The organism is Rhodococcus spelaei, from assembly GCF_006704125.1.
In the GTDB taxonomy this organism is placed as follows: domain Bacteria; phylum Actinomycetota; class Actinomycetes; order Mycobacteriales; family Mycobacteriaceae; genus Rhodococcus_G; species Rhodococcus_G spelaei.
Genome location: NZ_VIGH01000009.1, coordinates 211,757 through 232,926 on the forward strand (window position 1 = coordinate 211,757; position 21,170 = coordinate 232,926).

A 21,170-nucleotide genomic window follows, 5' to 3' on the forward strand; every position below is an offset into this window, starting at 1 on the left:
TTGTCGCCGTTCTCTAGTTGACGCACTTGGCGCCCTTGCTGCTCGCGTCGATCGCCGGGCCTGGTGGCGCCGGGGTCGGGCTGGTGCCCGGGTCGAGGATGCCAGACGTGGGGTCGGCGGACGTGCTCGCCGACCCCGACCCGGGGCCGGTGTAGTCGGCGGCGATGACGACCCGGACCGTGCCCGAGGGCAGCGAACTGTCGCCGACCACCTGCACGCCGCCGAGCGCCGCGGCCACGGACTTGGCGGCGGCCGAGTCGGCGTCGGCGGCCAGGACGCGACTGGTGCTGACCGAGGTGCCGGTGTTGTTGCCGACCACTCCGTGCCCGTAGCCCTCGGCGGACAGTGTCTCCGACACCCGGGCGGCCAGGCCACCGATCCCGCTGTCGTTGGAGACGTCGACGGTGACGGTCGACGGGTCGACGGTCGGAGTCGACGAACCGGTGTCCGGTTCCTCGCCTGCAAGGGACGCGACGTACTTGTGGACCGCCTTCGGGTCGACCTGGACGATGGACTCGCCGTAGTCGGTCGTGGCGTTGATGTCGATGACCGGGATGGTCTCGAACTTGACCTGACCGCCGGCGACGTTCTGCAGTTGCCGGGCGAATCCGATGATGTCCCAGTCCTCGTCGAGGACCACGGACCGTTGGACCGCCGCGCTGAGTTGGTTGAGCTTGCCGGGGTTGCTCAAGGTCTTCGCGCTGAGTACCTGATGCACCAGCGAGGCCATGAACACCTGCTGGCGCACGATCCGGTCGAGGTCGCCGCGCTGCAGGTCGTGCCGCTGCCGGACGAACGAGAGGGCGTTGGACCCGGTGAGGGTCTGCTCGCCGGCTGGGAACTTCGCCCCGGACATCGGCTCGTCGACCGCATTGTTCAGACACACGTCGACGCCGCCGACCGCGTCGGTGAGCAGCACGAAGCCGAGCAGGCCGATCTCGGCGTAGTGATCGACGGTGATGCCGGTCAGGTCCGCGACCGACTTGATCAACGCCTCGCGACCGGCCTGGGTGGCCTGCCGGTCGGCGTCGGCCTCCGGCGTGCCCTCGTTGAGCAACTTCTGTTTCTCGGTCGCCTTGGTGGCCCCGAACGCGGCGTTGATCTTCGACATCCCGATCCCGGGCACCTTGACGTAGGAGTCGCGGGGGATGGAGATCGCGGTCGCGGAGTCGCCGTTGCTCGGGATCCGCACGAGGACGATGGTGTCGGTGTTGTCGGCCTCCGCGTCACCGGCGTGCAGGGAGGCGAGTTCCTCACGCGAGAGCGGGTTTCCGTGCGCGTCGGTGCGACTGTCGGTGCCGACCATCAGGATGTCGACGGCGCCGTCCTTGACGCCGCCGAGACCCAGTCGGGTGGTGGCGAGGTTCGACTCGAGGGAGTCCACGCTGCGCCAGGCGAAGCCGGTGATCACCAGTACCAGGACGGAGAGAGTGGCGATCGCGAGTTGGACGGGCCGTGCGGTGAGCCGTCGAGTTCCCGACGCGGCCACCGACCCGTCGTCGCGTGGCCTCCCGCCTCCCGACCCGGTCCTGCCCGATGCTGTCCGGTCCGGCACCTTCTTGTCCGGCAAACGCTGCCCCTCCGTCGATGTGCTGTGGTCCGACCCGCGTTCCAGGCTACTGGCGAACAGCCAGCATCCCGGTGACCTCGTTCCGGCGTGCCAGACTCTGCGCTGTGAGAAGGATCCTTGTGACCGGTGCCCGCGGACAGCTCGGGACAGCGCTGCTGCGACGCGGTGCCGAGGCCCGGCTGGACATGGTCGGGCTGTCGTCGGGCGAGCTCGACATCGCTGACGCGGGTGCGGTGCGTGACGCCGTCGAACCCGGCTCGGTGGTGCTCAACTGCGCCGCATACACCGCCGTCGACGCCGCCGAGACCGACGAGGCGGACGCGCAGCGGGTCAACGTCGACGGGGCGCGCAACCTCGCACGGGCGTGCGCACGGGTCGGAGCGCAGTTGGTCCACGTGTCCACCGACTACGTGTTCGCCGGCGACGCGGGCGTTCCCTACGAGCCGGATGCGCCGACAGGCCCGCGAACCGTCTACGGGCGCACCAAACTCGCGGGCGAGCGGGCGGTCCTCGAGGCCGATCCGGGCGCGGTGGTGGTGCGCACGGCGTGGGTGTACAGCGGGGTCGGAACGGACTTCGTCGCGACCATGCTGCGGCTGCAACGCGACCGCGAGACCGTCGACGTCGTGGACGATCAGGTCGGGTCGCCGACATACGCCGGCGACCTCGCGGCGGGACTGCTCGAACTGGCCGGCCGTGAGGACGTCGCGGGTGGGGTGCTGCACGCCACGAATTCCGGGCAGGCCAGTTGGTTCGAGCTCGCCCGGGCCGTCTTCTCCGGGGTGGGTGCCGACCCGGCCCGAGTGCACCCGTGCAGCAGTGCGCAGTTCCCGCGCCCGGCGCCCCGGCCTGCGTATTCGGTGCTGTCCCCGGCGTCCTGGGCGGCCGCCGGGCTGACCCCGCTGCGGCCCTGGCCCGAGGCGCTGGAGGCGGCCTTGGCGATGGCGTCCCCCGCCAGCGACTAGTCTTGCCCGCGTGAGTTCGCAGCTGGCCGTGGTGACGGTGACGTATTCGCCCGGCAGACATCTCCAGGAATTCCTGGACAGTCTCGAGGACGCAACCCGGTTGTCGACGCATGTCGTGATGGCCGACAACGGGTCCACCGACGGAGCGCCGGAAGCCGCCGCCGAGACGAATTCGAACGTGCGACTGCTGCGGACCGGCGGGAACATCGGCTACGGCGGTGCGATCAACCGCGCGGTCGCCGAGCTGGACCCCGCGTGCGAGTTCGTGATGATCGCCAACCCCGACATCCGCTGGGGCGCCGGTTCGATCGACGCGTTGCTCGACGCCGCGGCGCGGTGGCCGCGGGCGGGTGCGTTGGGACCGCTGGTTCTCGAGCCGGACGGCAGCGTGTATCCGTCGGCTCGGCACGTACCGGGACTGGTCTCCGGTGCCGGGCACGCAGTGCTCGGCACGGTGTGGCCGTCGAACCCGTGGACCAAGCGGTACCGCCAGGAGGACGAGCAGATCTCCGAGCGGTCGGTCGGGTGGCTGTCCGGATCCTGCCTTCTGGTGCGGCGGGCCGCGTTCGACTCGATCAACGGGTTCGACTCGCGGTACTTCATGTACATGGAGGACGTGGACCTCGGCGACCGGCTCGGCCGGGCCGGCTGGCACAACGTGTTCGTACCGACCGCGGAGGTCACGCACGCGAAGGGGCACGCGGCGGGACGGCATCCGGAACTGATGCTGCCCGCACATCACCAGAGCGCGTACCGATTCCAGGCGGATCGGCATCCGCACTGGTGGCAAGCGCCGTTGCGCTGGGCACTCAAGGGGGGGCTCGCGGTGCGATCGAAGGTGGCCGTTGCGGCGGCCGTACGGAGCAGGGCGAAAAACGAGGGGATGACCGACGATGGCAAGTGACACGCCCGTGGACGCGGTGGTGCTGGTCGGCGGGAAGGGCACCCGGCTGCGGCCGCTGACCCTCTCCGCACCGAAGCCGATGTTGCCGACGGCCGGGGTGCCGTTCCTGACGCACCTGCTGGCGCGGATCAAGGCGGCCGGGATCACGCACGTGGTGCTCGGCACCTCCTTCAAGGCCGAGGTCTTCGAGGAGTACTTCGGCGACGGGTCCGACCTGGGCCTCGAGATCGAGTACGTCACCGAGACCGAGCCGCTCGGCACCGGTGGCGGTATCCGCAACGTGCTGCCGAAACTGCGCGCCGACAACGTCATCGTCTTCAACGGCGACGTGCTCGGCGGGATGGACCTGCGCGACGTGCTGGCCAGCCATACCGAGCACGAAGCGGACGTGACGCTGCACCTGGTGCGGGTCGGCGATCCGCGCGCGTTCGGCTGTGTGACCACCGACGGCGACGGCCGGGTCGCCGACTTCCTGGAGAAGACCCAGGATCCGCCGACCGACCAGATCAATGCCGGCTGCTACGTCTTCAAGCGCGAGATCATCGAGAAGATCCCGGCCGGGCGTCCGGTGTCGGTGGAGCGTGAGGTGTTCCCCAGCCTGCTCGCCGACGGGCGCCGGGTGTTCGGGTTCGTGGACAACTCGTACTGGCGCGACATGGGGACCCCCGAGGATTTCGTGCACGGTTCCGCCGACCTCGTTCGCGGTGTCGCGCAGTCGCCCGCCCTGGACGGACAGCGCGGGGAGTCGCTGGTGCATCCCGGCGCGGGCATCGCGCCGGGTGCGGTGCTGATCGGTGGCACCGTGGTCGGCCGCGGCGCCGAGGTCGGCGCGGGTGCGCGCCTGGACGGGGCGATCCTGTTCGACGGCGCAGTAGTCGAGGCGGGCGCGACGGTGGAGCGTTCCATCGTCGGTTTCGGTGCCCGGATCGGCCCGCGCGCACTGGTGCGCGACGCGGTGATCGGGGACGGTGCCGACATCGGAGCGCGCTGCGAGCTGCTTCGCGGCGCTCGGGTGTGGCCGGGTGTCGCGCTGCCCGACGGCGGGGTGCGGTTCTCCACCGACGTGTGAGTTCTGTTGCCGACTGCAACCCCCAGCTCGGTGTGACCGGGCGCACGCTGGCAAGATCGATCGGGTGAACTCGCCGGAACCTGTTTTTCATCGCTACGTCGCGCTCGGGGACTCGTTCACCGAGGGACTCGGGGACCCTGCGCCGTCGCGGCCGAACGGGCTCCGGGGCTGGGCCGACCGGGTCGCAGAGCAGCTCGCCACCCGCACCGACGAGTTCGGGTACGCCAATCTGGCTGTGCGCGGAAAGCTCCTCGACCAGGTTCTCGACGATCAGTTGGATGCGGCCGTCGCGCTCGAGCCGGATCTGGTCACGGTGTACGCGGGCGGCAACGACATGATGCGGCCGTCGGTGGACATCGACGGCCTGGTCGAGCGCTACGACGCCGCGATCGGCAAGCTCACCGCGACCGGTGCGAGAGTCGCGGTGTGGACCGCGTACGACGCCGGCTGGAACGCGATCTTCAAGGCGATGCGCGGCCGCACCGCCGTCTACAACGAGCTCGTCCGCGAGGTGGTCGAGCGGCACGGCGCGACCCTGGTCGACTTCTGGCGGTTCGACGGCTACGACGACGAGCGGATGTGGGACTGGGACCGCCTGCACATGGCGACCCCGGGGCACGAGCGGATGGCGGTCGAGGTGCTCGACGCGCTCGGCGTGCCGCACGAGCTGGACGCGCCCGATCTCGGGCCGGTCCCGGTCCAGACCACGGCGGAGCGGCGCCGGGTGAACTACACCTGGACCAAGGACTTCCTCGGCCCGTGGATCGGTCGACGCCTCACCGGCAGGTCGTCGGGCGACACCGTCACCGCGAGAAGGCCAGAGCTGGGCCCGATCTCGGTCCAGGACTGACTGGCCGCGTCGCCCGGCCGCGAGAAACACACAATGCGTCACAAATCCAATCTGTACAGATCGCCCCAATCTGTACAGATTGGATTTGATGCAAGTTGGTGTTTTCTGAGCTGCGCCGAGCTGAGTCGCGTCGGGCGGTGTCCTGTGAGTGGCGCGGTCAGCGCACTGGGTTCAGTCAGGGCTTGCCGTCGATGCCTCGTGTTGGTCTGTGAGGAGCGCGACTGCGCCGAGGAGCAGAGCCGCCAGGGCGATCAGGAGCGGCGCGGCGAGCAAGGCTCCCCACGTTGCCGCCACCGACGCGAGGGCGGCGACGACGCAGGCGACCGCAAGAAGCCGGCGGCTGCGTGAGCGGGCGACCAGAACCAGCGCGCCCGCGCAGGCCAGCGCGCCGCCGCCCCACGCCGCGCTCGCGCCGTAGGCGCCGCTGAGCCCGGCGGGCACCGAGGCGATCGCCTGCAGCACGAGCGCGGCCGCTGCCGCCGTCGCCAGGCGCCGTGCAGAGGCGAGGCGGACATCGGGGTCGGCGTCGCGACAGGCCGAGCGGATGCCGATGACGAGCGTGACGGCGCCGACGGTGGCAGCGAACATCAATCCCGGTATGGCGTAAGCGATTCCGTCGGGACAGATCCACCCCGTCATGCCGTCGATTCGGGTCGACGTGCACCCGAGGTGAAGTCCGTCCCGGAACAGCGACACCAGTGGGCCGGCGGCGATGATGCTGACGACGAGCGCGACCGCCGCGCTGAGTGCGAACAGGCGCAGCAGTCTCATCGGCGGCGTCATGCGCCCGACAGTAGCCGCCGACGGGTCGATCAGTCGGCCGTCTGGATTCCGTCGGTGCGCAGGCGGGCCAGGGTGACGAGGTGATCGATGGTCTCGCGCTCCGCGGTGTCCGGCAGCGCGTCGACCGGCCACCACCTCAGGTCGGTGGACTCGTCGGATCGCACGATCGGCGCGTCGGTCGGCGCCCACACCAGGAACCGCAGATCCAGATGCCGGGTGGGCTGCCCGAGAGAGCAGGTGATCGGGTGGGTGTGCGCGGACAACAACGCCGGATCGATCCGCAGACCCTCGACACCGGACTCCTCGGTGGCCTCGCGCAGCGCCGCGTCGACGACCGTCGCGTCGCCCGGCTCGCAGTGTCCGCCGAGCTGGATCCACCGCCCGACCCGCGGATGCAGGGTCAGTAGCACCTGTCGCCGATCCTCGCTGAGCACCAGTGACGAGGCGGTGATGTGTCCGGGGGCGTGCTCGCGCAGGCACCCGAGCGGCGCCGAGTCGAGGAACGCGAGCATGGTGTGCCGCAGCGACTCGTCGGCGGCGTCCGGAGTCCGCCAGTCCACCAACGCCTCTCGCGCGGAGCGATGGAGGGACTGCGCGCTCACATCTCCACCAGTAGCTCGCCCGGCGCCACCGGCGGGCGCGGCGTGGGCGGCTCGACAGGGTTGCCGATCGCGATCGCGCCGAGCGCCTGCCAGTCGGCCCGCAGTCCGAGTTCGTCCCGCACCAGGTCCGCGGCGAAGATCGTGGACCCGATCCAGCAACTGCCGATTCCCTTGGTGGCCAACGACACCAGCAGACCCTGCACCGCGGCACCCGCGGCGACGGTGAACATGGTCTGCTCGGCGCGGGTGCGACCGTCGTCCGGGTACGAGTGCGCCCCGTCGGGCACGCAGAAGGGGATCACCAGCTCGGGCGACTCGAAGAGGATGTTGCCGCGGTCGAGCCGTTTGGCGATCGCGGCCTCGCTCAGTCCGTCGGCGGTGAGGTCCGCCCGCCACTGCTCGCGCATCGCATTGAGCAGTCGGAGCCGGGTGGCGGCAGTCCTGATCCAGACGAACCGCACCGGGCGGGTGTGGTGCGGCGCGGGTGCGGTCAACGCTTCCGCGATCGCGTCCCGCACCGCATGTGGGTCGACGGATTCGGAGGAGAACTCGCGGATCGACCGGCGCAGCAGGAGCGCCTCGCCGCGGCCCTGGGCGAGCGCCTCGTTGGTGCCGAGCCAGAACAGGTCTTCCTCGCCGCGTCGGAGCAGGTCTTTCGCCCCGGATCCGTCGTCCTCGAGCGATATTCCGCGCACCACCGCGACGGGGAGGCTGCCGACCTTGCCCTTGACGAGGTCGCCGGCCGCGGCCAGCTCGTCCGCAATCGCCACGGAGGTGACGAACAGTTCGTTGCCTTGCGCATCCACCGAGCCGGCGTAACCGTGCAGCACCGGCAGGCCCGCGGAGCCGATCGCGGCGTCGGTCTGGCCGTGCCGCCAGGCCCGGCCCATCGTGTCGGTGACCACGACTGCCACGGTGACTCCGAGCAGCTGCGTGATCCGCTCTCGCAGGGCCCGCGCGCTGGCGTCGGGATCCTCCGGCAGCAGGGCCAGTTCGGCGGGGTGGACGTTCGAACCGTCGATCCCCGAGGCGGCCTGGACGATGCCGAGGCGATTCTCGGTGATCAGGGTGCGGCCCTTGCGGGCGACCACCCGTACTGCCTCCTGGTCGACGAGAACCCTTCGGGCGGCGTCCCTTTCGTCGGGGTCGGTCGGGGACTGAACGATCCGGCCCTCGACCTTGGAGACGATCTTGCTGGTCACGACCAGTACGTCGCCGTCGGCGAGCCACGGCGCGGCCGCGGCGATCGCGGCGGCGAGGTCGTCGCCGGGCCGGAACTCCGGCAGTCCGGGGACGGGCAGGATCTCCACGGCGCCGCCGGCGCCGTGGTCGGCGACGGCGCTCACACACTCACCCCGGCCAGCCGCAGCGCGGCGCGAGCCATCTCGGCGGTGGTCTCGGGATCGGTCATCAGCAACGGGACCGACTCGACGGCGACCCCGGGCACGTCCGCGGTGTCGGTCTCGTGAACGAGCCAGCCGTCGAGGATCCCGGTCTCGGACCGGGATCCGTAGTAGCGGCCGATCGCCTCGGCGGACGTCTGCACGCCGATCACCTCGAGGCATTCGTCGGCCATGCCGCGCAACGGTTTACCGTCGATCACTGGAGACAGTCCGACCACCTTCGCCCGGCCGGTCCGCAGGGCGCCGCGGATCCCCGGAACCGCCAGGATCGCGCCGACGCTCACCACCGGGTTCGACGGGGCGAGCAGGACCGCGTCCGCGTTCTCGAGAGCCTCGAGCACGCCGGGGGCGGGGGTGGCCTTGTCGGCGCCGACGTGGGCAAAGCTGTGCGTCGGTACCTGGGCGCGGTAGCGCACCCACCACTCCTGGAAATGGATGGCACGTTGCTCGTCGTCGGTGGGATCGGTGATGACGACGTGGGTTTCGCTGCGATCGTCGGTCACCGGGATCAGCCTGACCCCCGGCTGCCAGCGGTTGCACAGCGCCTCGGTCACCGCGGACAGCGGATACCCGGTGCGGAGCATCTGCGAGCGGATCAGGTGGGTCGCGATGTCGCGGTCGCCGAGGCCGAACCAGTCGGGCTTCGCGCCGTAGGCCGCGAGTTCCTCCTTGGCGTTCCAGGTTTCGCCGACGTGACCCCAGCCGCGCTCGGGATCGATGCCCCCACCGAGGGTGTACATGCAGGTGTCGAGGTCCGGACAGATGCGAAGACCGTGCATCCACACGTCGTCGCCGACGTTGACGATCGCGGTGATCTCGTCCGATTCCGTGAGCAGGCTTCGCACACCCTGCAGAAAACGCGCCCCGCCGACTCCGCCGACCAATACAGTGACTCTCACAGGCCAACAGCCTAGGCGGCCTGTCGTTACTCGGTGGAGCGGCACCGTGCCCACCGGCGTGGCCGATGCGACACGCGGATGACGCGCACGAATGCGGCGACGGCATGGAATCGGTCTCCGTGGTGGTAGGGGAATTCTCCCGACGGCTTGACCCGCCACTGCAGTCCGTGTCTAATCACAGGTATGTCATTCCGAGGTCGTCACCCGAGATGGTTTGCGGTGGGCCTTGATTCGAACGCTCGTTCCCACGGGAATGGCATATCCGGGGATTCAATCATTCAGGAGATTCTGCGCTATCAAAGGTGAGGAGGCGGAACGGATGTCCACTCTGCACGAGGAGTCTTTTACTCATCTCAGCGAGCTTGGCAACGAACCGCAGACCGATTCCAGGGCGGGCGCATCGGGGGATGGCCGCCGAATTCAGGGCGACGCGATCAGTGATCGTCCACAACTCAGCCTGATCGTCAACGGATTCGACGACATGTTCGAGTCGATCGAGGATCAGTGGCAGGAGCGCGCGCTGTGCGCGCAGACCGATCCCGAGGCGTTCTTCCCTGAGAAGGGTGGCTCGACGCGGGAGGCCAAGCGCATCTGCCTCGGCTGCGAGGTTCGCGACGAGTGCCTCGAGTATGCGCTGGCGAACGACGAACGATTCGGGATCTGGGGTGGCCTCTCCGAGCGCGAGCGCCGGCGCCTCAAGCGCGGCATCGTCTGAACGACTGAAAACCGTTGGTGCTCAATCGCACCAACGGTTTTTCATTCGTCAGGGTCGTCGGTGAGGTCGGGATCGATCACTTCGGGATCCACCCCGAGGTAGGTCGCGACCTGACGCACCAGGACCTCGTTGAGCAGATCGACCAGGTCGTCCTGGCGTTTGGCGCGCAGTTCGAGCGGCCTGCGGAACAGCACCAGGCGCGCCCGCGTTGCGGTGCCGTGTCGATCGACGCCGGCCGGGACCAGTCGCGACAGCGGCACGGGTCCCTCCGCCACGACCTCCGGCGGCCAGGTCACGGAATCCGGGTCCAGCGCACGGATTTTCGGCACTTCGTCGACGGCGATGTCGAGTTTGGTGATGCGGTCGTGCCAACGTGCGTCGATCGGTGCGAACGCCTCGAGCACCAGCATGTCGAACTTCTCCGCGCGGCTGCGCCAGGCGGGCACGTGCTCCGGAAAGACCGGTCCACGGATGCCCCGGCCTCGCCGAGCCACCGAACGGGAACTCAGTGGACGTCCGTGTCGGGCTCTGCGCATGAGGGTCAATCCTACCGACACCCAAACCCTTCCGGTGTGTCCGAGTAGGCGTCGCAGAGGTGGAGGGCTACCCTCACAGACGTGAGAGCACTGCGTCGATGCTGCCGGCCTGGGTGTAAGAACCCCGCCGTTGCGACGCTGACGTATGTCTACTCGGACTCGACCGCCGTGGTCGGTCCGCTGGCGACCGTCGACGAACCGCATTCCTGGGACCTGTGCGATTCCCACGCGTCCCGGATCACCGCCCCCAAGGGGTGGGAGCTGGTGCGCTACGAGGGCGGATTCGCCAGCCCCACGCCCGACGAGGACGACCTGACGGCGTTGGCCGAGGCGGTCCGGGAGGCGGGCCGCGGCGAGCGCGGAACGTCGGAAGGTCGGTCGGAGGACGCGCTGAGCCAGGTCAACACCAGGACCGGCCGCCGAGGTCATCTGCGGGTACTTCCCGACCCGACCAGCTAGTCGCGCCGGGCGCTGTCCGGCCGTGCGGGGCACTAGGCTGTCCGATACAGCGCGCGATCAAGACCGTCCCCGAACGCAGGAGTAATGCAGTGGCCCGTACCGCCGAATCCGTCCATGCCGTCGTCAAGGCATACGACATTCGCGGCGTCGTCGGTGAGCAGTTGGACGTCGACTTCGTCCGGGACGTCGCAGGTGCGTTCGCCCGACTCGTCCGCGACGATCAGGCCCGGCCCGCGGCTCGTGTCGTGATCGGGCACGACATGCGTGCCTCGTCTCCGGAGTTGGCCGCTGCCTTCGCTGACGGAGTCACCTCGCAGGGGCTGGACGTGGTCCTGATCGGGCTGGCCTCCACCGACGAGCTGTACTTCGCGTCCGGCCTGCTCGACTGCCCGGGCGCCATGTTCACCGCCAGCCACAATCCCGCCCGCTACAACGGGATCAAGCTGTGCCGCGCCGGTGCCAAGCCGGTCGGCCAGGACACCGGTCTGGCGACCGTCGCGGCCGAGCTGATCGAGGGCGTGCCCGCGAGCGACCGCGAGCGCGGCTCGGTCACCGAGCGTGACGTGCTCGACGAGTACGCCTCCTTCCTGCGCGGTCTGGTCGATCTGTCCGCGATGCGGCCGCTGACCGTGGCCGCCGACGCGGGCAACGGGATGGGCGGCCACACGGTGCCCGCCGTGCTCGGCCCGCTGCCGCTGACGACCCTGCCGCTGTACTTCGAGCTCGACGGCTCGTTCCCCAATCACGAGGCCAACCCGCTCGACCCGAAGAACCTGGTGGACCTGCAGGCGTACGTGCGCAGCACGGGTGCGGACATCGGGCTGGCGTTCGACGGCGACGCGGACCGCTGCTTCGTGGTGGACGAGCTCGGTCAGCCGGTCTCGCCGTCGGCCGTGACTGCGCTGGTCGCCGAACGTGAACTGGCCAAGGAGCCGGGGGCGACGATCATCCACAACTTGATCACCTCCCGTGCGGTCCCCGAACTCGTGACCGAACTCGGTGGCGTCCCGGTGCGCACCCGTGTCGGGCACTCGTTCATCAAGCAGCAGATGGCCGAGACCGGCGCCGTTTTCGGCGGCGAGCACTCGGCGCACTACTACTTCCGTGACTTCTGGGGCGCCGACTCGGGGATGCTGGCGGCACTGCACGTGCTGGCCGCGCTGGGCGAGCAGGACCGTCCGCTCTCGGAGCTGATGAGCAAGTACGACCGGTACGCGGCGTCCGGCGAGATCAACTCGACCGTCGCCGACGCCGCCGAGCGGACGGCGGCCGTACTGGATGCGTTCGCGGACCGGTCGCAGTCGGTGGACCGGCTCGACGGCGTGACCGTGAACCTGGCCGACGGCGCCTGGTTCAACCTGCGGGCGTCGAACACCGAGCCGCTGCTGCGACTGAACGTGGAGGCCCGGACCACCGACGAGGTCGATGGGCTCGTTGCTGAGATACTGGCAGTGGTGCGCGCCTGAGGGGGCGCACAGTGTTGAGGAATCGAGTGAAAGGAAGGTTGCCATGACGGCTCCGTCACCCCTTCTGGATCTCGATGACGCCGCGAGCGTCGCCGCCGCCGATTCCGAGGGCGTGATGCGCTCGGCAGCGCTGGGCGGGGCGCAGGTCCGGGCCACTGCAGCGGCCGTCACCGAGGGCGCGCTCGACCGGATCAAGGACATGCGGCCGCGCAGTGTGGTCATGGTGACCGGCGGCGGCAGGGCCGGTCGCGCCGCGACCGTGCTCATCGCGACGGCCGGGCCGAAGGTGGGGATCCCGATCCTGCACCTGCCTGCGGTGCCGCCGTGGGTCGGTCCGCTGGACGTGGTGGTCGTCGCTGGTGACGACGCCGGCGACAACCGACTGCTCGACGCCGCGGACTCCGCGATGCGCCGGGGCGCGGAGGTCGTCCTGGTGGCGCCCGACGAGGGACCGTTGCGCGCGGTCGGCGCGGGCCGCGCGATGGCGCTGCCGCCGCGCGTTCGGGTGCCCGACCGGAACGGCTTCCTGCGTTATCTCGCGGCGGGGCTCGCGGTCGTCGCGACGCTCGAATCGGGCCGGACCGCAGGTCTTTTCCCGGATCTGGCGGAGCTCGCGGACGAACTCGACGCCGAGGCGGTGCGCGACCGTCCCGACAACGAGGTGTTCCACAATCCGGCCAAGTCGCTCGCCGTGCGGATGCGCGGGCGTCGCGTGGTGCTGGCCGGCGACGGGCCGTCCACGACGGCGCTCGCCCGGCACGGCGCGGAGGTTCTGTTGCGCACCGCGGGTGTGGTGGCCGCGGCAGCCGACCTGGGTGAGGTGGTGGCCGCGAGCGATCGGATCGCCCGCGGCGGTGGCGCGTCCGGCGGGGACTACGACCCGATCTTCCACGACGAGGAACTCGACGGTCCCGCGCCGAGCGCGCCGGTGCGGGTCCTCGTGCTGGCGACCGCGGCGTCCCGGCAGCTGACGGCGCGCCGCATCGCGGTGTTGCCGGACGCGGACCTGGTGACGATGGGGGACGAGGATTCGATCGAGATGGGGGACGGCGAGATGAGGGGCCCGCAGAGCAGGGAGCGCACCGAGGTCGAGCAGTTGGCGGTGACGGCGGTGCGCCTGGAGATGGCGGCCGCGTACCTGCACCTGATCGGTGGCAGCTAGTGCAGCTGCTGCAGGGCGCGCTGCGCACCTATGCCTGGGGTTCCCGCACGGCGATCGCCGAACTGTGCGGTCGTCCCGTGCCGTCGAACCACCCCGAAGCCGAACTGTGGCTCGGCGCCCACCCGGCAGACCCGGCGAGGCTTCTGATCGGCGACCGGTCGGTGTCGCTGTTGGATGCGATCACCGCGGACCCGGCGGGCCAGCTCGGTGAGCGGGCGCGGGCCGGATTCGGTGACCGGTTGCCGTTCCTGCTCAAGCTGCTCGCGGCGGAGGAGGCGCTCTCGCTGCAGGCGCATCCGAGCGCCGAGCAGGCGAAGGAGGGCTTCGCACGGGAGGAGGCCGCCGGGATCCCGCTGGACTCGCCGGTGCGCAACTACCGCGACGACAGCCACAAGCCCGAACTGGTCGTGGCGCTCACCAGGTTCGAGGTGCTGGCCGGCTTCCGCGATCCGCACCGTACGGTCGAACTGCTTCGGGCACTTGACGTCCCTGCCTTGGACAACTACATCGGACTGCTTGCCGGGCAAGCCGATTCGTCCGGGCTGCGGGCGCTGTTCACCACCTGGATCACGCTGCCGCCGCCCGCGCTGAGTGCGTTGCTGCCGCAGATCCTCGAGGGGTGCGTGCGTTACCTGTCGGGCCCGGCCACCGAGCGCAGGTACGCCCGCGAGGTCCAGACCGTGCTGGGCCTCGGCGAGTCCTACCCGGGTGACGCCGGGGTGCTGGCCTCGCTGCTGCTCAACCGGGTGACCCTGGAACCGGGCGAGGGCCTGTACCTGGCCGCCGGAAACCTGCACGCCTACTTGCACGGCCTCGCGGTCGAGGTGATGGCCAACTCCGACAACGTGCTGCGCGGCGGCCTGACACCCAAGCACGTCGACGTCCCGGAACTGTTGCGGGTACTGGACTTCGAACCGCTGACCGGGCCCGTCCGGATGCCCGCCGCACTGTCCGGGTCGCCGGTACTCGTCTACGACACTCCCGCACCGGAGTTCTCGTTGTCCCGGATCGACCTGTCCGACGGCGGGCAGTCGCACCCGGTGAGCGTCGATTTCGAACTCGCTGGACCACGGATCCTGCTGTGCACTGCCGGATCTGTCACACTTCGCAGCGGCGACGCCACCCTGGCACTCGAACGCGGCGACGCGGCCTGGATCGCCGCCGCGGACCCCGCGGTGACGGCGGCGGCCCGCTCGGCGACCGCGCAACTGTTCAGCGCCGCGGTCGGCTGAGCGACACGGACAACCCGAGACGACGAGGAGAACAGCAGTGTCAGCCAATGGGGGCAAGAAGGCGATCGTCGCGGCGTTGACCGCGAACGCCGGGATCGCGGTCGCGAAGTTCGCGGGCTTCCTGATCACCGGGTCGTCGTCGATGCTCGCCGAGTCGGTGCACTCGGTCGCCGACACCTCGAATCAGGGTCTGCTCCTGTTCGGTCAGGCCAGGGCGAACCGCAAGGCCACCCGCTTGCATCCGTTCGGGTACGGCCGCAACCGCTACTTCTACTCGTTCGTCGTTGCGCTCGTCCTGTTCACCCTCGGCTCGATGTTTGCCATCTACGAGGGCATCCACAAGATCCAGCACCCCGAGGACCTCTCCTCGCCGATGGTGGCCGTGGTGATCCTGGTGATCGCGATCGGCCTGGAGGGCTACAGCTTCCTGACGGCGGCGAAGGAGTCCCGCCCCTTGAAGGGCGACGCGAGTTGGTGGCGGTTCATCCGTACCTCGCGCAGTCCCGAACTGCCGGTGGTGCTGCTCGAGGACACCGGGGCTCTGGTCGGCCTCGTGCTGGCGCTGTGCGGCGTCGGCCTGACCACGATTACCGGTAACCCCGTGTGGGACGGCATCGGAACGCTGTGCATCGGCGTCCTGCTCGGCATCATCGCCGTCATCCTCATCGTCGAGATGAAGAGTCTGCTCATCGGCGAGGGCGCGACAGAGGACGAGGAGGAGCGGATTCTCCAGGCGCTGGTCGACGGTGTGGCAATCGACCGCGTCATCCACTGCAAGACCCAGTACCTGGGTCCGGAGGAACTGCTGGTGGCCGCCAAGGTCGCGGTGGCGCCCGGCTCCGACATCGCGGCCATCGCCGCCGCGATCGACGAGGCCGAGGTTCGGGTTCGGGCTGCCGTGCCCGCAGCGCGGATCATCTACCTCGAACCCGATCTGTACCGGGTGCCCACACCGTGACGGCGCAATAGGCTCGACGGAAGACCCCGCATGAGGAGGCAGCGATGGCACGCACCGGAATCTTCCGGACGAAATCGGTGGAGCAGTCCATCGCCGACACCGACGAGCCCGAGAGCAAACTGCGCAAGGACCTCACCGCGTGGGACCTGACGGTGTTCGGTGTCGCCGTGGTCGTCGGCGCCGGCATCTTCACCCTCACCGCGCGCACCGCGGGCAACGTCGCCGGCCCGTCCGTCTCGCTCGCCTTCGTCCTCGCCGCGATCGCCTGCGGACTCGCCGCGCTGTGCTACGCAGAGTTCGCGTCGACGGTCCCGGTCGCCGGCAGCGCGTACACCTTCTCGTATGCGACGTTCGGCGAATTCGTCGCCTGGATCATCGGCTGGGACCTGACCCTCGAGTTCGCGCTCGCCTCCTCGGTGGTCGCCAAGGGATGGTCGCTGTACCTGGGCAACGTGATCGGGGCGGAGGGTTCGACGGTCGTCTCCCTCGGTGGCGTGGACTTCGACTGGGGCTCGGTGCTCCTGATTGCCGTGCTCACCGTGATCCTGGCGACCGGGACCAAGTTGTCCTCGCGGGTGTCCCAGGTGGTCACGGGAATCAAGGTCGCGGTCGTGCTCCTGGTGATCGTGGTCGGCGCGTTCTACATCAGCAAGGACAACTACTCGCCGTACATTCCGCCGTCAGCGCCGAAGAGCACCGGTGAGGGCATCCACCAGTCCCTGTTCTCGTTCCTCACCGGGGCGGGAGGCAGCACGTACGGCTGGTACGGACTGCTCGCAGCAGCGTCCCTGGTGTTCTTCGCGTTCATCGGATTCGACGTCGTCGCGACCACCGCCGAGGAGACGAAGAACCCGCAGAAGGCGCTGCCGCGCGGCATTCTCGGCTCGCTCGCGATCGTCACGGTGCTGTACGTCGCGGTCACCCTGGTGCTGACCGGGATGGTCAAGTACACCACGCTCGCGACCGAGAACTCGACGCTTGCAACGGCGTTCGAGTACCACGGCATCACGTGGGCGCAGTGGGTGATCAACCTCGGCGCACTGGCCGGCCTGACGACGGTCGTGATGGTGATGCTCCTCGGCCAGACCCGGGTGCTGTTCGCGATGTCGCGGGACGGGCTGATGCCGCGACAGCTCGCGCACACCGGACGCCACGGCACCCCGGTGCGGATCACCGTGATCGTCGGCCTCGTCTCCGCCGTGCTCGCCGGATTCTTCCCGATGGGCACCCTGGAGGAGATGGTGAACATCGGCACGCTGTTCGCCTTCGTGCTCGTGTGCCTCGGCGTGATCGTCCTGCGGCGCACCCGCCCCGACCTGCCCCGGGGGTTCCGGGTGCCGTGGGTGCCGCTGGTCCCGGTCCTGGCGGTGCTGGCCTGCGGGTGGCTGATGCTGAACCTGTCCGTGGAGACCTGGATCCGGTTCGTGGTCTGGATGGCGATCGGCATCGTCGTGTACTTCGGCTACGGCTACCGGCACTCGCTGGTGGGCAAGCGGATGCGGCCGCCGCCCGGTCTCGCAGCCGAGGCGCTCGACCATCTGGGTGGACCGGACGAGCCGACGCACCTGGGGCGGTAAGTCCGGTTCCGAACGGGAACGAGGCTGAGTCCTCGTCGTCCGTCGAGATGCTGCACCCCGCCGCGGCACACACTTCACCCATTCATTTTGGTAATCCTCACCTTGGTTACCCGCGCTTTGGATCCGACTGCGCCCGGGTTGGTTTACAAAAGGCGATATTTGTATAGACGGGCGACAGAATGCGGTCTATCGTCTAGTTCCTAGTGGTCCACTTCACAGGTTGGTGGCCGTCGGACGGGAGGCAGTCGTGAGCATGCGAATCGGAGCGGGGGAGCAGGCGCCCGGCCAGTGGCGTGACAGGAAACGCCACCTCTGGTTGTTGGGACTGATTCCGCCGACCGCCGTCTTCATCGCGGCGGGTCTGGTGTGGGGATTCAACGAACTGGGCTGGAATGCGGTCTCGCCGGTGTGGTGGTGGATCGGCCCGATCCTCGTCTACGTCCTGCTCCCGATCCTGGACGTCTTCTTCGGCCCGGACGGACAGAACCCGCCCGAGGAGGTCATGGAGCAGCTCGAGAACGACAGGTACTACCGTTACTGCACGTACGTCTACATTCCGTTCCAGCTCGCGAGCCTGGTGTTCGCCTGCTACCTGTGGACGTCGGACAACCTGAGCTGGCTCGGCATCGACGGCGGGCTCGGCTTGGCGTCGAAGGTCGGTCTGGCGCTGAGCATCGGCGTGATGGGCGGTATCGGCATCAACACCGCGCACGAACTCGGCCACAAGAAGGACGATCTCGAGCGGTGGCTGTCGAAGATCACCCTCGCCCAGACCTGCTACGGGCACTTCTACATCGAGCACAACCGCGGCCACCACGTCCGCGTGTCCACCCCCGAGGATCCGGCGAGCGCACGCTTCGGCGAGAGCTTCTGGACCTTCCTGCCGCGCAGTGTCTGGGGCAGCCTGAAGTCCTCGTGGGAACTGGAGAAGGTACGACTGCAGCGACTCGGCAAGGGGCCGTGGAACATTCGCAACGACGTCCTGAATGCCTGGCTGATGTCGGTCGCGCTGTGGGTGGCGCTGGTAGCGGGCTTCGGCTGGCAGGTGTTGCCGTTCCTGGTGATTCAGGCCGTGTACGGGTTCTCGCTGCTCGAGACCGTGAACTACCTCGAGCACTACGGTCTGCTGCGGCAGAAGACGGCGACCGGCCGCTACGAGCGTTGCACTCCCGCGCACAGCTGGAACTCCGACCACATCTGCACGAACATCTTCCTGTACCACCTGCAACGGCACAGTGACCACCATGCCAACCCGACCCGGCGGTACCAGACGCTGCGCAGCATGGACGGCGCACCGAACCTGCCCAGTGGCTACGCCAGCATGATCACCCTGGCCTACATTCCGCCGGTCTGGCGCAAGGTGATGGACCACCGCGTGCTCGACCACTACGACGGTGACATCACCCAGGTGAACGTGCAGCCGTCCAAGCGGGAGCGCATCTACGCCCGGCTCGGGGTGGCGTGATGGCCGCGTATCGGTGTCCGGTGTGTGAGTACACGTACGAGGAAGCGAAAGGTGCTCCACGGGAAGGATTTCCGGCGGGGACCCTCTGGGACGAGATCCCGGATCAGTGGTGCTGCCCGGACTGCGGTGTGCGGGAGAAGATCGATTTCGAGGAGGCCCTGTGATGAAGCTCTACCGGTGCGTGCAGTGCGGGTTCGAGTACGACGAGGAGCTCGGCTGGCCCGAGGACGGCATCGCCCCCGGGACCCGCTGGGACGAGATCCCGGACGACTGGAGCTGCCCCGACTGCGGGGCGGCGAAGGCGGACTTCTACATGGAGGAGGTCGCGCGGCCGTGACGGCGGCATGCGCCGCGGTTTGACGCGTCGCGGCGCCGGTGTCAGTGTCCCCTCATGACCAACCGAGTCCCGTACCAGCAGGCAACCCGAACGCTGCTGCGGGAGTCGGTCCTCGGGGCGATGCGCGACCTGCTCGCGGACAAGGACTGGTCCGAGGTCACCATGACCGACGTCGCGGCGGGCGCGGGGGTGAGCCGACAGACCGTCTACAACGAGTTCAAGTCGCGGCAGGGGCTGGCCCAGGCCTATGCCCTGCAGTTGGCGGACCGCTTCGTCGGTGCGGTCGAGGACGCCGTCTACGCCAATGTCGGCGCGCCGCACACGGCTCTGGTGGCGGCGTTCACCACATTCTTCCGCCAGAGCGCAGCCGATCCGCTCGTGCACTCGCTGCTCACCGGGGAGGCCAAGCCCGACCTGTTGCGACTGATCACGACCGACAGTGCCCCGCTGCTGGAGCGGGCCTCGTCTCGGCTCGCGGCGACGCTCGAGCGCAGCTGGATACAGGCCACACCGTCCGAGGCGGGCCTGCTCGGCCGGGGAATCGTCCGACTGGCGATCAGCTACATCTCGATGCCGCCGGACTCGGACGAGGGTGTGGCCGAGGACCTGGCCAGGCTCTTCGTGCCGTTCATCGAGGCCATCGCCCCGGCCGCCACCGAACCGATAGCCTTACCTTCGATATTGCCAACCAGGAGAGGCAGATGACGACCAGCGTGTCTGAGAACAAGATCGTGGCGAACAACCTCGTGGCGGACAGCCGCAACGGTATCGACTTCAAGGTGGCGGACCTTTCGCTCGCCGAGTTCGGTCGCAAGGAGATCCGCCTCGCGGAGCACGAGATGCCGGGCCTGATGGCGCTGCGCCGCGAATACGCCGAGGTGCTGCCGCTCAAGGGCGCGCGCATCTCCGGCTCGCTGCACATGACGATCCAGACCGCGGTGCTGATCGAGACGCTGAGCGCGCTCGGTGCCGAGGTCCGCTGGGCGTCGTGCAACATCTTCTCCACCCAGGACCACGCGGCCGCCGCGATCGTCGTGGGCCCGCACGGCACCCCGGAGGAGCCCAAGGGCATTCCCGTGTTCGCCTGGAAGGGTGAGACGCTCGAGGAGTACTGGTGGGCGGCCGAGCAGATGCTCACGTGGCCGGGTGAGCCCGCGAACATGATCCTCGACGACGGCGGCGACGCCACCATGCTGGTGCTCAAGGGCGCGCAGTTCGAGAAGGCCGGCGTCGTGCCGCCGACCGACGAGGAGCAGGACTCCGACGAGTACAAGGTCTTCCTCGCGCTGCTGCGTCAGTCCCTCGAGGCCGACAAGTCCAAGTGGACGGCCGTCGCGGAGTCCGTCAAGGGCGTCACCGAGGAGACCACCACCGGCGTGCTGCGTCTCTACCAGGTGGCTGCGGCGGGTGAGCTGGTGTTCCCGGCGATCAACGTCAACGACTCGGTCACCAAGAGCAAGTTCGACAACAAGTACGGCACCCGGCACTCGCTGCTCGACGGCATCAACCGTGGCACCGACGTGCTGATCGGTGGCAAGGCCGCGCTGGTGTGCGGCTACGGCGACGTCGGCAAGGGCTGCGCCGAGGCCCTGCGCGGCCAGGGCGCACGCGTCGCGGTCACCGAGATCGACCCCATCAACGCCCTGCAGGCCCTGATGGACGGCTTCGAGGTCAAGACGGTCGAGGAGGCGATCGGCTGGGCCGACATCGTCGTCACCTCCACCGGCAACAAGGACATCATCACCTTCGAGCACATGAAGCAGATGAAGCACCAGGCGATCCTGGGCAACATCGGCCACTTCGACAACGAGATCGACATGGCCGGCCTCGAGCGGGCCGCGGACGTCACCCGGGTCAACATCAAGCCGCAGGTCGACGAGTTCACCTTCGCCGACGGTCACTCGATCATCGTGCTGTCCGAGGGCCGTCTGCTGAACCTCGGCAACGCCACCGGGCACCCCTCGTTCGTGATGAGCAACAGCTTCTCGAACCAGGTCATCGCGCAGATCGAGCTGTGGACCAAGCCGGACGAGTACGACAACGAGGTCTACCGGCTGCCCAAGCACCTGGACGAGAAGGTCGCCAAGATTCACGTCGAGGCGCTCGGCGGCTCGCTGACCAAGCTGACCAAGGACCAGGCCGAGTACATCGGCGTGGACGTCGAGGGTCCGTACAAGCCGGAGCACTACCGCTACTAGGCGGCCGCACAACCTGATCG

General features: G+C 68.9%; 22 protein-coding genes. 16 read left to right on the forward strand and 6 right to left on the reverse strand.

Going from position 1 to position 21,170, the window contains the following annotated elements:
• Positions 1 to 13: 13 nt before the first annotated feature.
• Positions 14 to 1,489, reverse strand: coding sequence for an LCP family protein (locus FK531_RS19445; protein ID WP_435531074.1), 1,476 nt, complete (start codon positions 1,487 to 1,489; stop codon positions 14 to 16).
• A 185-nt stretch (positions 1,490 to 1,674) separates the two neighbouring features.
• On the opposite strand from FK531_RS19445, the gene rfbD reads away from it, so the two are divergent.
• From rfbD to FK531_RS19465, 4 genes are all read left to right on the forward strand, one after another.
• The gene (gene rfbD / locus FK531_RS19450; protein ID WP_246098272.1) at positions 1,675 to 2,535 is read left to right on the forward strand and encodes a dTDP-4-dehydrorhamnose reductase; all 861 of its coding nucleotides are present in this window, start codon (positions 1,675 to 1,677) and stop codon (positions 2,533 to 2,535) included.
• Positions 2,536 to 2,545: 10 nt separating this feature from the next.
• Positions 2,546 to 3,439 carry a glycosyltransferase family 2 protein gene (locus tag FK531_RS19455; protein ID WP_142102300.1) on the forward strand — a complete coding sequence of 298 codons (894 nt, stop codon included), beginning with the start codon at positions 2,546 to 2,548 and terminating at the stop codon, positions 3,437 to 3,439.
• A complete protein-coding gene (manB, locus tag FK531_RS19460; protein ID WP_142102302.1) occupies positions 3,429 to 4,508 on the forward strand; it encodes a mannose-1-phosphate guanylyltransferase in 1,080 nt (359 codons plus the stop codon). The genes FK531_RS19455 and manB overlap by 11 nt, the downstream gene beginning before the upstream one ends.
• 64 nt (positions 4,509 to 4,572) lie before the next feature.
• Positions 4,573 to 5,358, forward strand: coding sequence for an SGNH/GDSL hydrolase family protein (locus FK531_RS19465; RefSeq protein WP_142102304.1), 786 nt, complete (start codon positions 4,573 to 4,575; stop codon positions 5,356 to 5,358).
• A gap of 171 nt (positions 5,359 to 5,529) precedes the next feature.
• On the opposite strand, the gene FK531_RS19470 is transcribed toward FK531_RS19465, so the two are convergent.
• From FK531_RS19470 to cofD, 4 genes are read right to left on the reverse strand one after another with little or no spacing between them, the layout of a single operon-like run.
• Positions 5,530 to 6,141 (reverse strand): hypothetical protein, encoded by a 612-nt coding sequence (locus tag FK531_RS19470; protein ID WP_142102306.1) that lies wholly within the window; start codon positions 6,139 to 6,141, stop codon positions 5,530 to 5,532.
• Positions 6,142 to 6,170: 29 nt separating this feature from the next.
• Entirely contained in the window at positions 6,171 to 6,743 is a 573-nt protein-coding gene (locus tag FK531_RS19475) for an NUDIX hydrolase (RefSeq protein WP_142102308.1), read from the reverse strand.
• On the reverse strand, positions 6,740 to 8,089 hold the full coding sequence (locus FK531_RS19480; RefSeq protein ID WP_142102310.1) for a coenzyme F420-0:L-glutamate ligase: 1,350 nt from the start codon (positions 8,087 to 8,089) through the stop codon (positions 6,740 to 6,742). Before FK531_RS19480 ends, FK531_RS19475 begins: the two co-directional genes overlap by 4 nt.
• Positions 8,086 to 9,045 (reverse strand): 2-phospho-L-lactate transferase, encoded by a 960-nt coding sequence (gene cofD, locus FK531_RS19485; protein WP_142102312.1) that lies wholly within the window; start codon positions 9,043 to 9,045, stop codon positions 8,086 to 8,088. The genes FK531_RS19480 and cofD overlap by 4 nt, the downstream gene beginning before the upstream one ends.
• A gap of 481 nt (positions 9,046 to 9,526) precedes the next feature.
• On the opposite strand from cofD, the gene FK531_RS19490 reads away from it, so the two are divergent.
• Positions 9,527 to 9,760, forward strand: coding sequence for a WhiB family transcriptional regulator (locus tag FK531_RS19490; protein ID WP_181763043.1), 234 nt, complete (start codon positions 9,527 to 9,529; stop codon positions 9,758 to 9,760).
• 41 nt (positions 9,761 to 9,801) lie between these two features.
• On the opposite strand, the gene FK531_RS19495 is transcribed toward FK531_RS19490, so the two are convergent.
• A complete protein-coding gene (locus FK531_RS19495; protein ID WP_142102314.1) occupies positions 9,802 to 10,296 on the reverse strand; it encodes a metallopeptidase family protein in 495 nt (164 codons plus the stop codon).
• An 81-nt stretch (positions 10,297 to 10,377) separates the two neighbouring features.
• Here FK531_RS19495 and FK531_RS19500 point away from each other — a divergent pair, with 81 nt between their 5' ends.
• From FK531_RS19500 to ahcY, 11 genes are all read left to right on the forward strand, one after another.
• Positions 10,378 to 10,755 carry a DUF3499 domain-containing protein gene (locus tag FK531_RS19500; protein ID WP_142102316.1) on the forward strand — a complete coding sequence of 126 codons (378 nt, stop codon included), beginning with the start codon at positions 10,378 to 10,380 and terminating at the stop codon, positions 10,753 to 10,755.
• Positions 10,756 to 10,844: 89 nt separating this feature from the next.
• The gene (locus FK531_RS19505; RefSeq protein ID WP_142102318.1) at positions 10,845 to 12,221 is read left to right on the forward strand and encodes a phosphomannomutase/phosphoglucomutase; all 1,377 of its coding nucleotides are present in this window, start codon (positions 10,845 to 10,847) and stop codon (positions 12,219 to 12,221) included.
• 43 nt (positions 12,222 to 12,264) lie between these two features.
• On the forward strand, positions 12,265 to 13,383 hold the full coding sequence (locus tag FK531_RS19510) for a tobH protein (protein WP_142102320.1): 1,119 nt from the start codon (positions 12,265 to 12,267) through the stop codon (positions 13,381 to 13,383).
• On the forward strand, positions 13,383 to 14,615 hold the full coding sequence (gene manA / locus FK531_RS19515) for a mannose-6-phosphate isomerase, class I (protein ID WP_142102322.1): 1,233 nt from the start codon (positions 13,383 to 13,385) through the stop codon (positions 14,613 to 14,615). Before FK531_RS19510 ends, manA begins: the two co-directional genes overlap by 1 nt.
• A 37-nt stretch (positions 14,616 to 14,652) precedes the next feature.
• Positions 14,653 to 15,573, forward strand: a complete 921-nt coding sequence (locus FK531_RS19520) for a cation diffusion facilitator family transporter (RefSeq protein WP_142102324.1) — start codon at positions 14,653 to 14,655, stop codon at positions 15,571 to 15,573.
• A 44-nt stretch (positions 15,574 to 15,617) separates the two neighbouring features.
• Entirely contained in the window at positions 15,618 to 17,150 is a 1,533-nt protein-coding gene (locus tag FK531_RS19525) for an amino acid permease (RefSeq protein ID WP_142102326.1), read from the forward strand.
• 253 nt (positions 17,151 to 17,403) lie between these two features.
• The gene (locus FK531_RS19530; protein ID WP_142102510.1) at positions 17,404 to 18,615 is read left to right on the forward strand and encodes an alkane 1-monooxygenase; all 1,212 of its coding nucleotides are present in this window, start codon (positions 17,404 to 17,406) and stop codon (positions 18,613 to 18,615) included.
• Positions 18,615 to 18,779: a rubredoxin gene (locus tag FK531_RS19535; protein WP_142102328.1), complete on the forward strand. Its 165-nt coding sequence runs from the start codon at positions 18,615 to 18,617 to the stop codon at positions 18,777 to 18,779. The genes FK531_RS19530 and FK531_RS19535 overlap by 1 nt, the downstream gene beginning before the upstream one ends.
• Positions 18,779 to 18,952 (forward strand): rubredoxin, encoded by a 174-nt coding sequence (locus FK531_RS19540; protein WP_142102330.1) that lies wholly within the window; start codon positions 18,779 to 18,781, stop codon positions 18,950 to 18,952. The genes FK531_RS19535 and FK531_RS19540 overlap by 1 nt, the downstream gene beginning before the upstream one ends.
• Before the next feature lie 54 nt (positions 18,953 to 19,006).
• Positions 19,007 to 19,657: a TetR/AcrR family transcriptional regulator gene (locus FK531_RS19545; protein ID WP_142102332.1), complete on the forward strand. Its 651-nt coding sequence runs from the start codon at positions 19,007 to 19,009 to the stop codon at positions 19,655 to 19,657.
• The gene (gene ahcY / locus FK531_RS19550) at positions 19,654 to 21,150 is read left to right on the forward strand and encodes an adenosylhomocysteinase (protein ID WP_142102333.1); all 1,497 of its coding nucleotides are present in this window, start codon (positions 19,654 to 19,656) and stop codon (positions 21,148 to 21,150) included. Before FK531_RS19545 ends, ahcY begins: the two co-directional genes overlap by 4 nt.
• The last annotated feature ends 20 nt before the right edge of the window (positions 21,151 to 21,170 follow it).

Bases quoted from the DNA above. Each gene is read 5' to 3' on its own strand.
- FK531_RS19470 (WP_142102306.1), bottom strand. From the start codon at position 6,141: ATGACGCCGCCGATGAGACTGCTGCGCCTGTTCGCACTCAGCGCGGCG.
- FK531_RS19525 (WP_142102326.1), top strand. From the start codon at position 15,618: ATGGCACGCACCGGAATCTTCCGGACGAAATCGGTGGAGCAGTCCATC.
- FK531_RS19490 (WP_181763043.1), top strand. From the start codon at position 9,527: ATGTTCGAGTCGATCGAGGATCAGTGGCAGGAGCGCGCGCTGTGCGCG.
- FK531_RS19535 (WP_142102328.1), top strand. From the start codon at position 18,615: ATGGCCGCGTATCGGTGTCCGGTGTGTGAGTACACGTACGAGGAAGCG.
- FK531_RS19540 (WP_142102330.1), top strand. From the start codon at position 18,779: ATGAAGCTCTACCGGTGCGTGCAGTGCGGGTTCGAGTACGACGAGGAG.
- manB (WP_142102302.1), top strand. From the start codon at position 3,429: ATGGCAAGTGACACGCCCGTGGACGCGGTGGTGCTGGTCGGCGGGAAG.
- ahcY (WP_142102333.1), top strand. From the start codon at position 19,654: ATGACGACCAGCGTGTCTGAGAACAAGATCGTGGCGAACAACCTCGTG.
- FK531_RS19530 (WP_142102510.1), top strand. From the start codon at position 17,404: ATGCGAATCGGAGCGGGGGAGCAGGCGCCCGGCCAGTGGCGTGACAGG.
- FK531_RS19510 (WP_142102320.1), top strand. From the start codon at position 12,265: ATGACGGCTCCGTCACCCCTTCTGGATCTCGATGACGCCGCGAGCGTC.
- FK531_RS19495 (WP_142102314.1), bottom strand. From the start codon at position 10,296: ATGCGCAGAGCCCGACACGGACGTCCACTGAGTTCCCGTTCGGTGGCT.
- FK531_RS19545 (WP_142102332.1), top strand. From the start codon at position 19,007: ATGACCAACCGAGTCCCGTACCAGCAGGCAACCCGAACGCTGCTGCGG.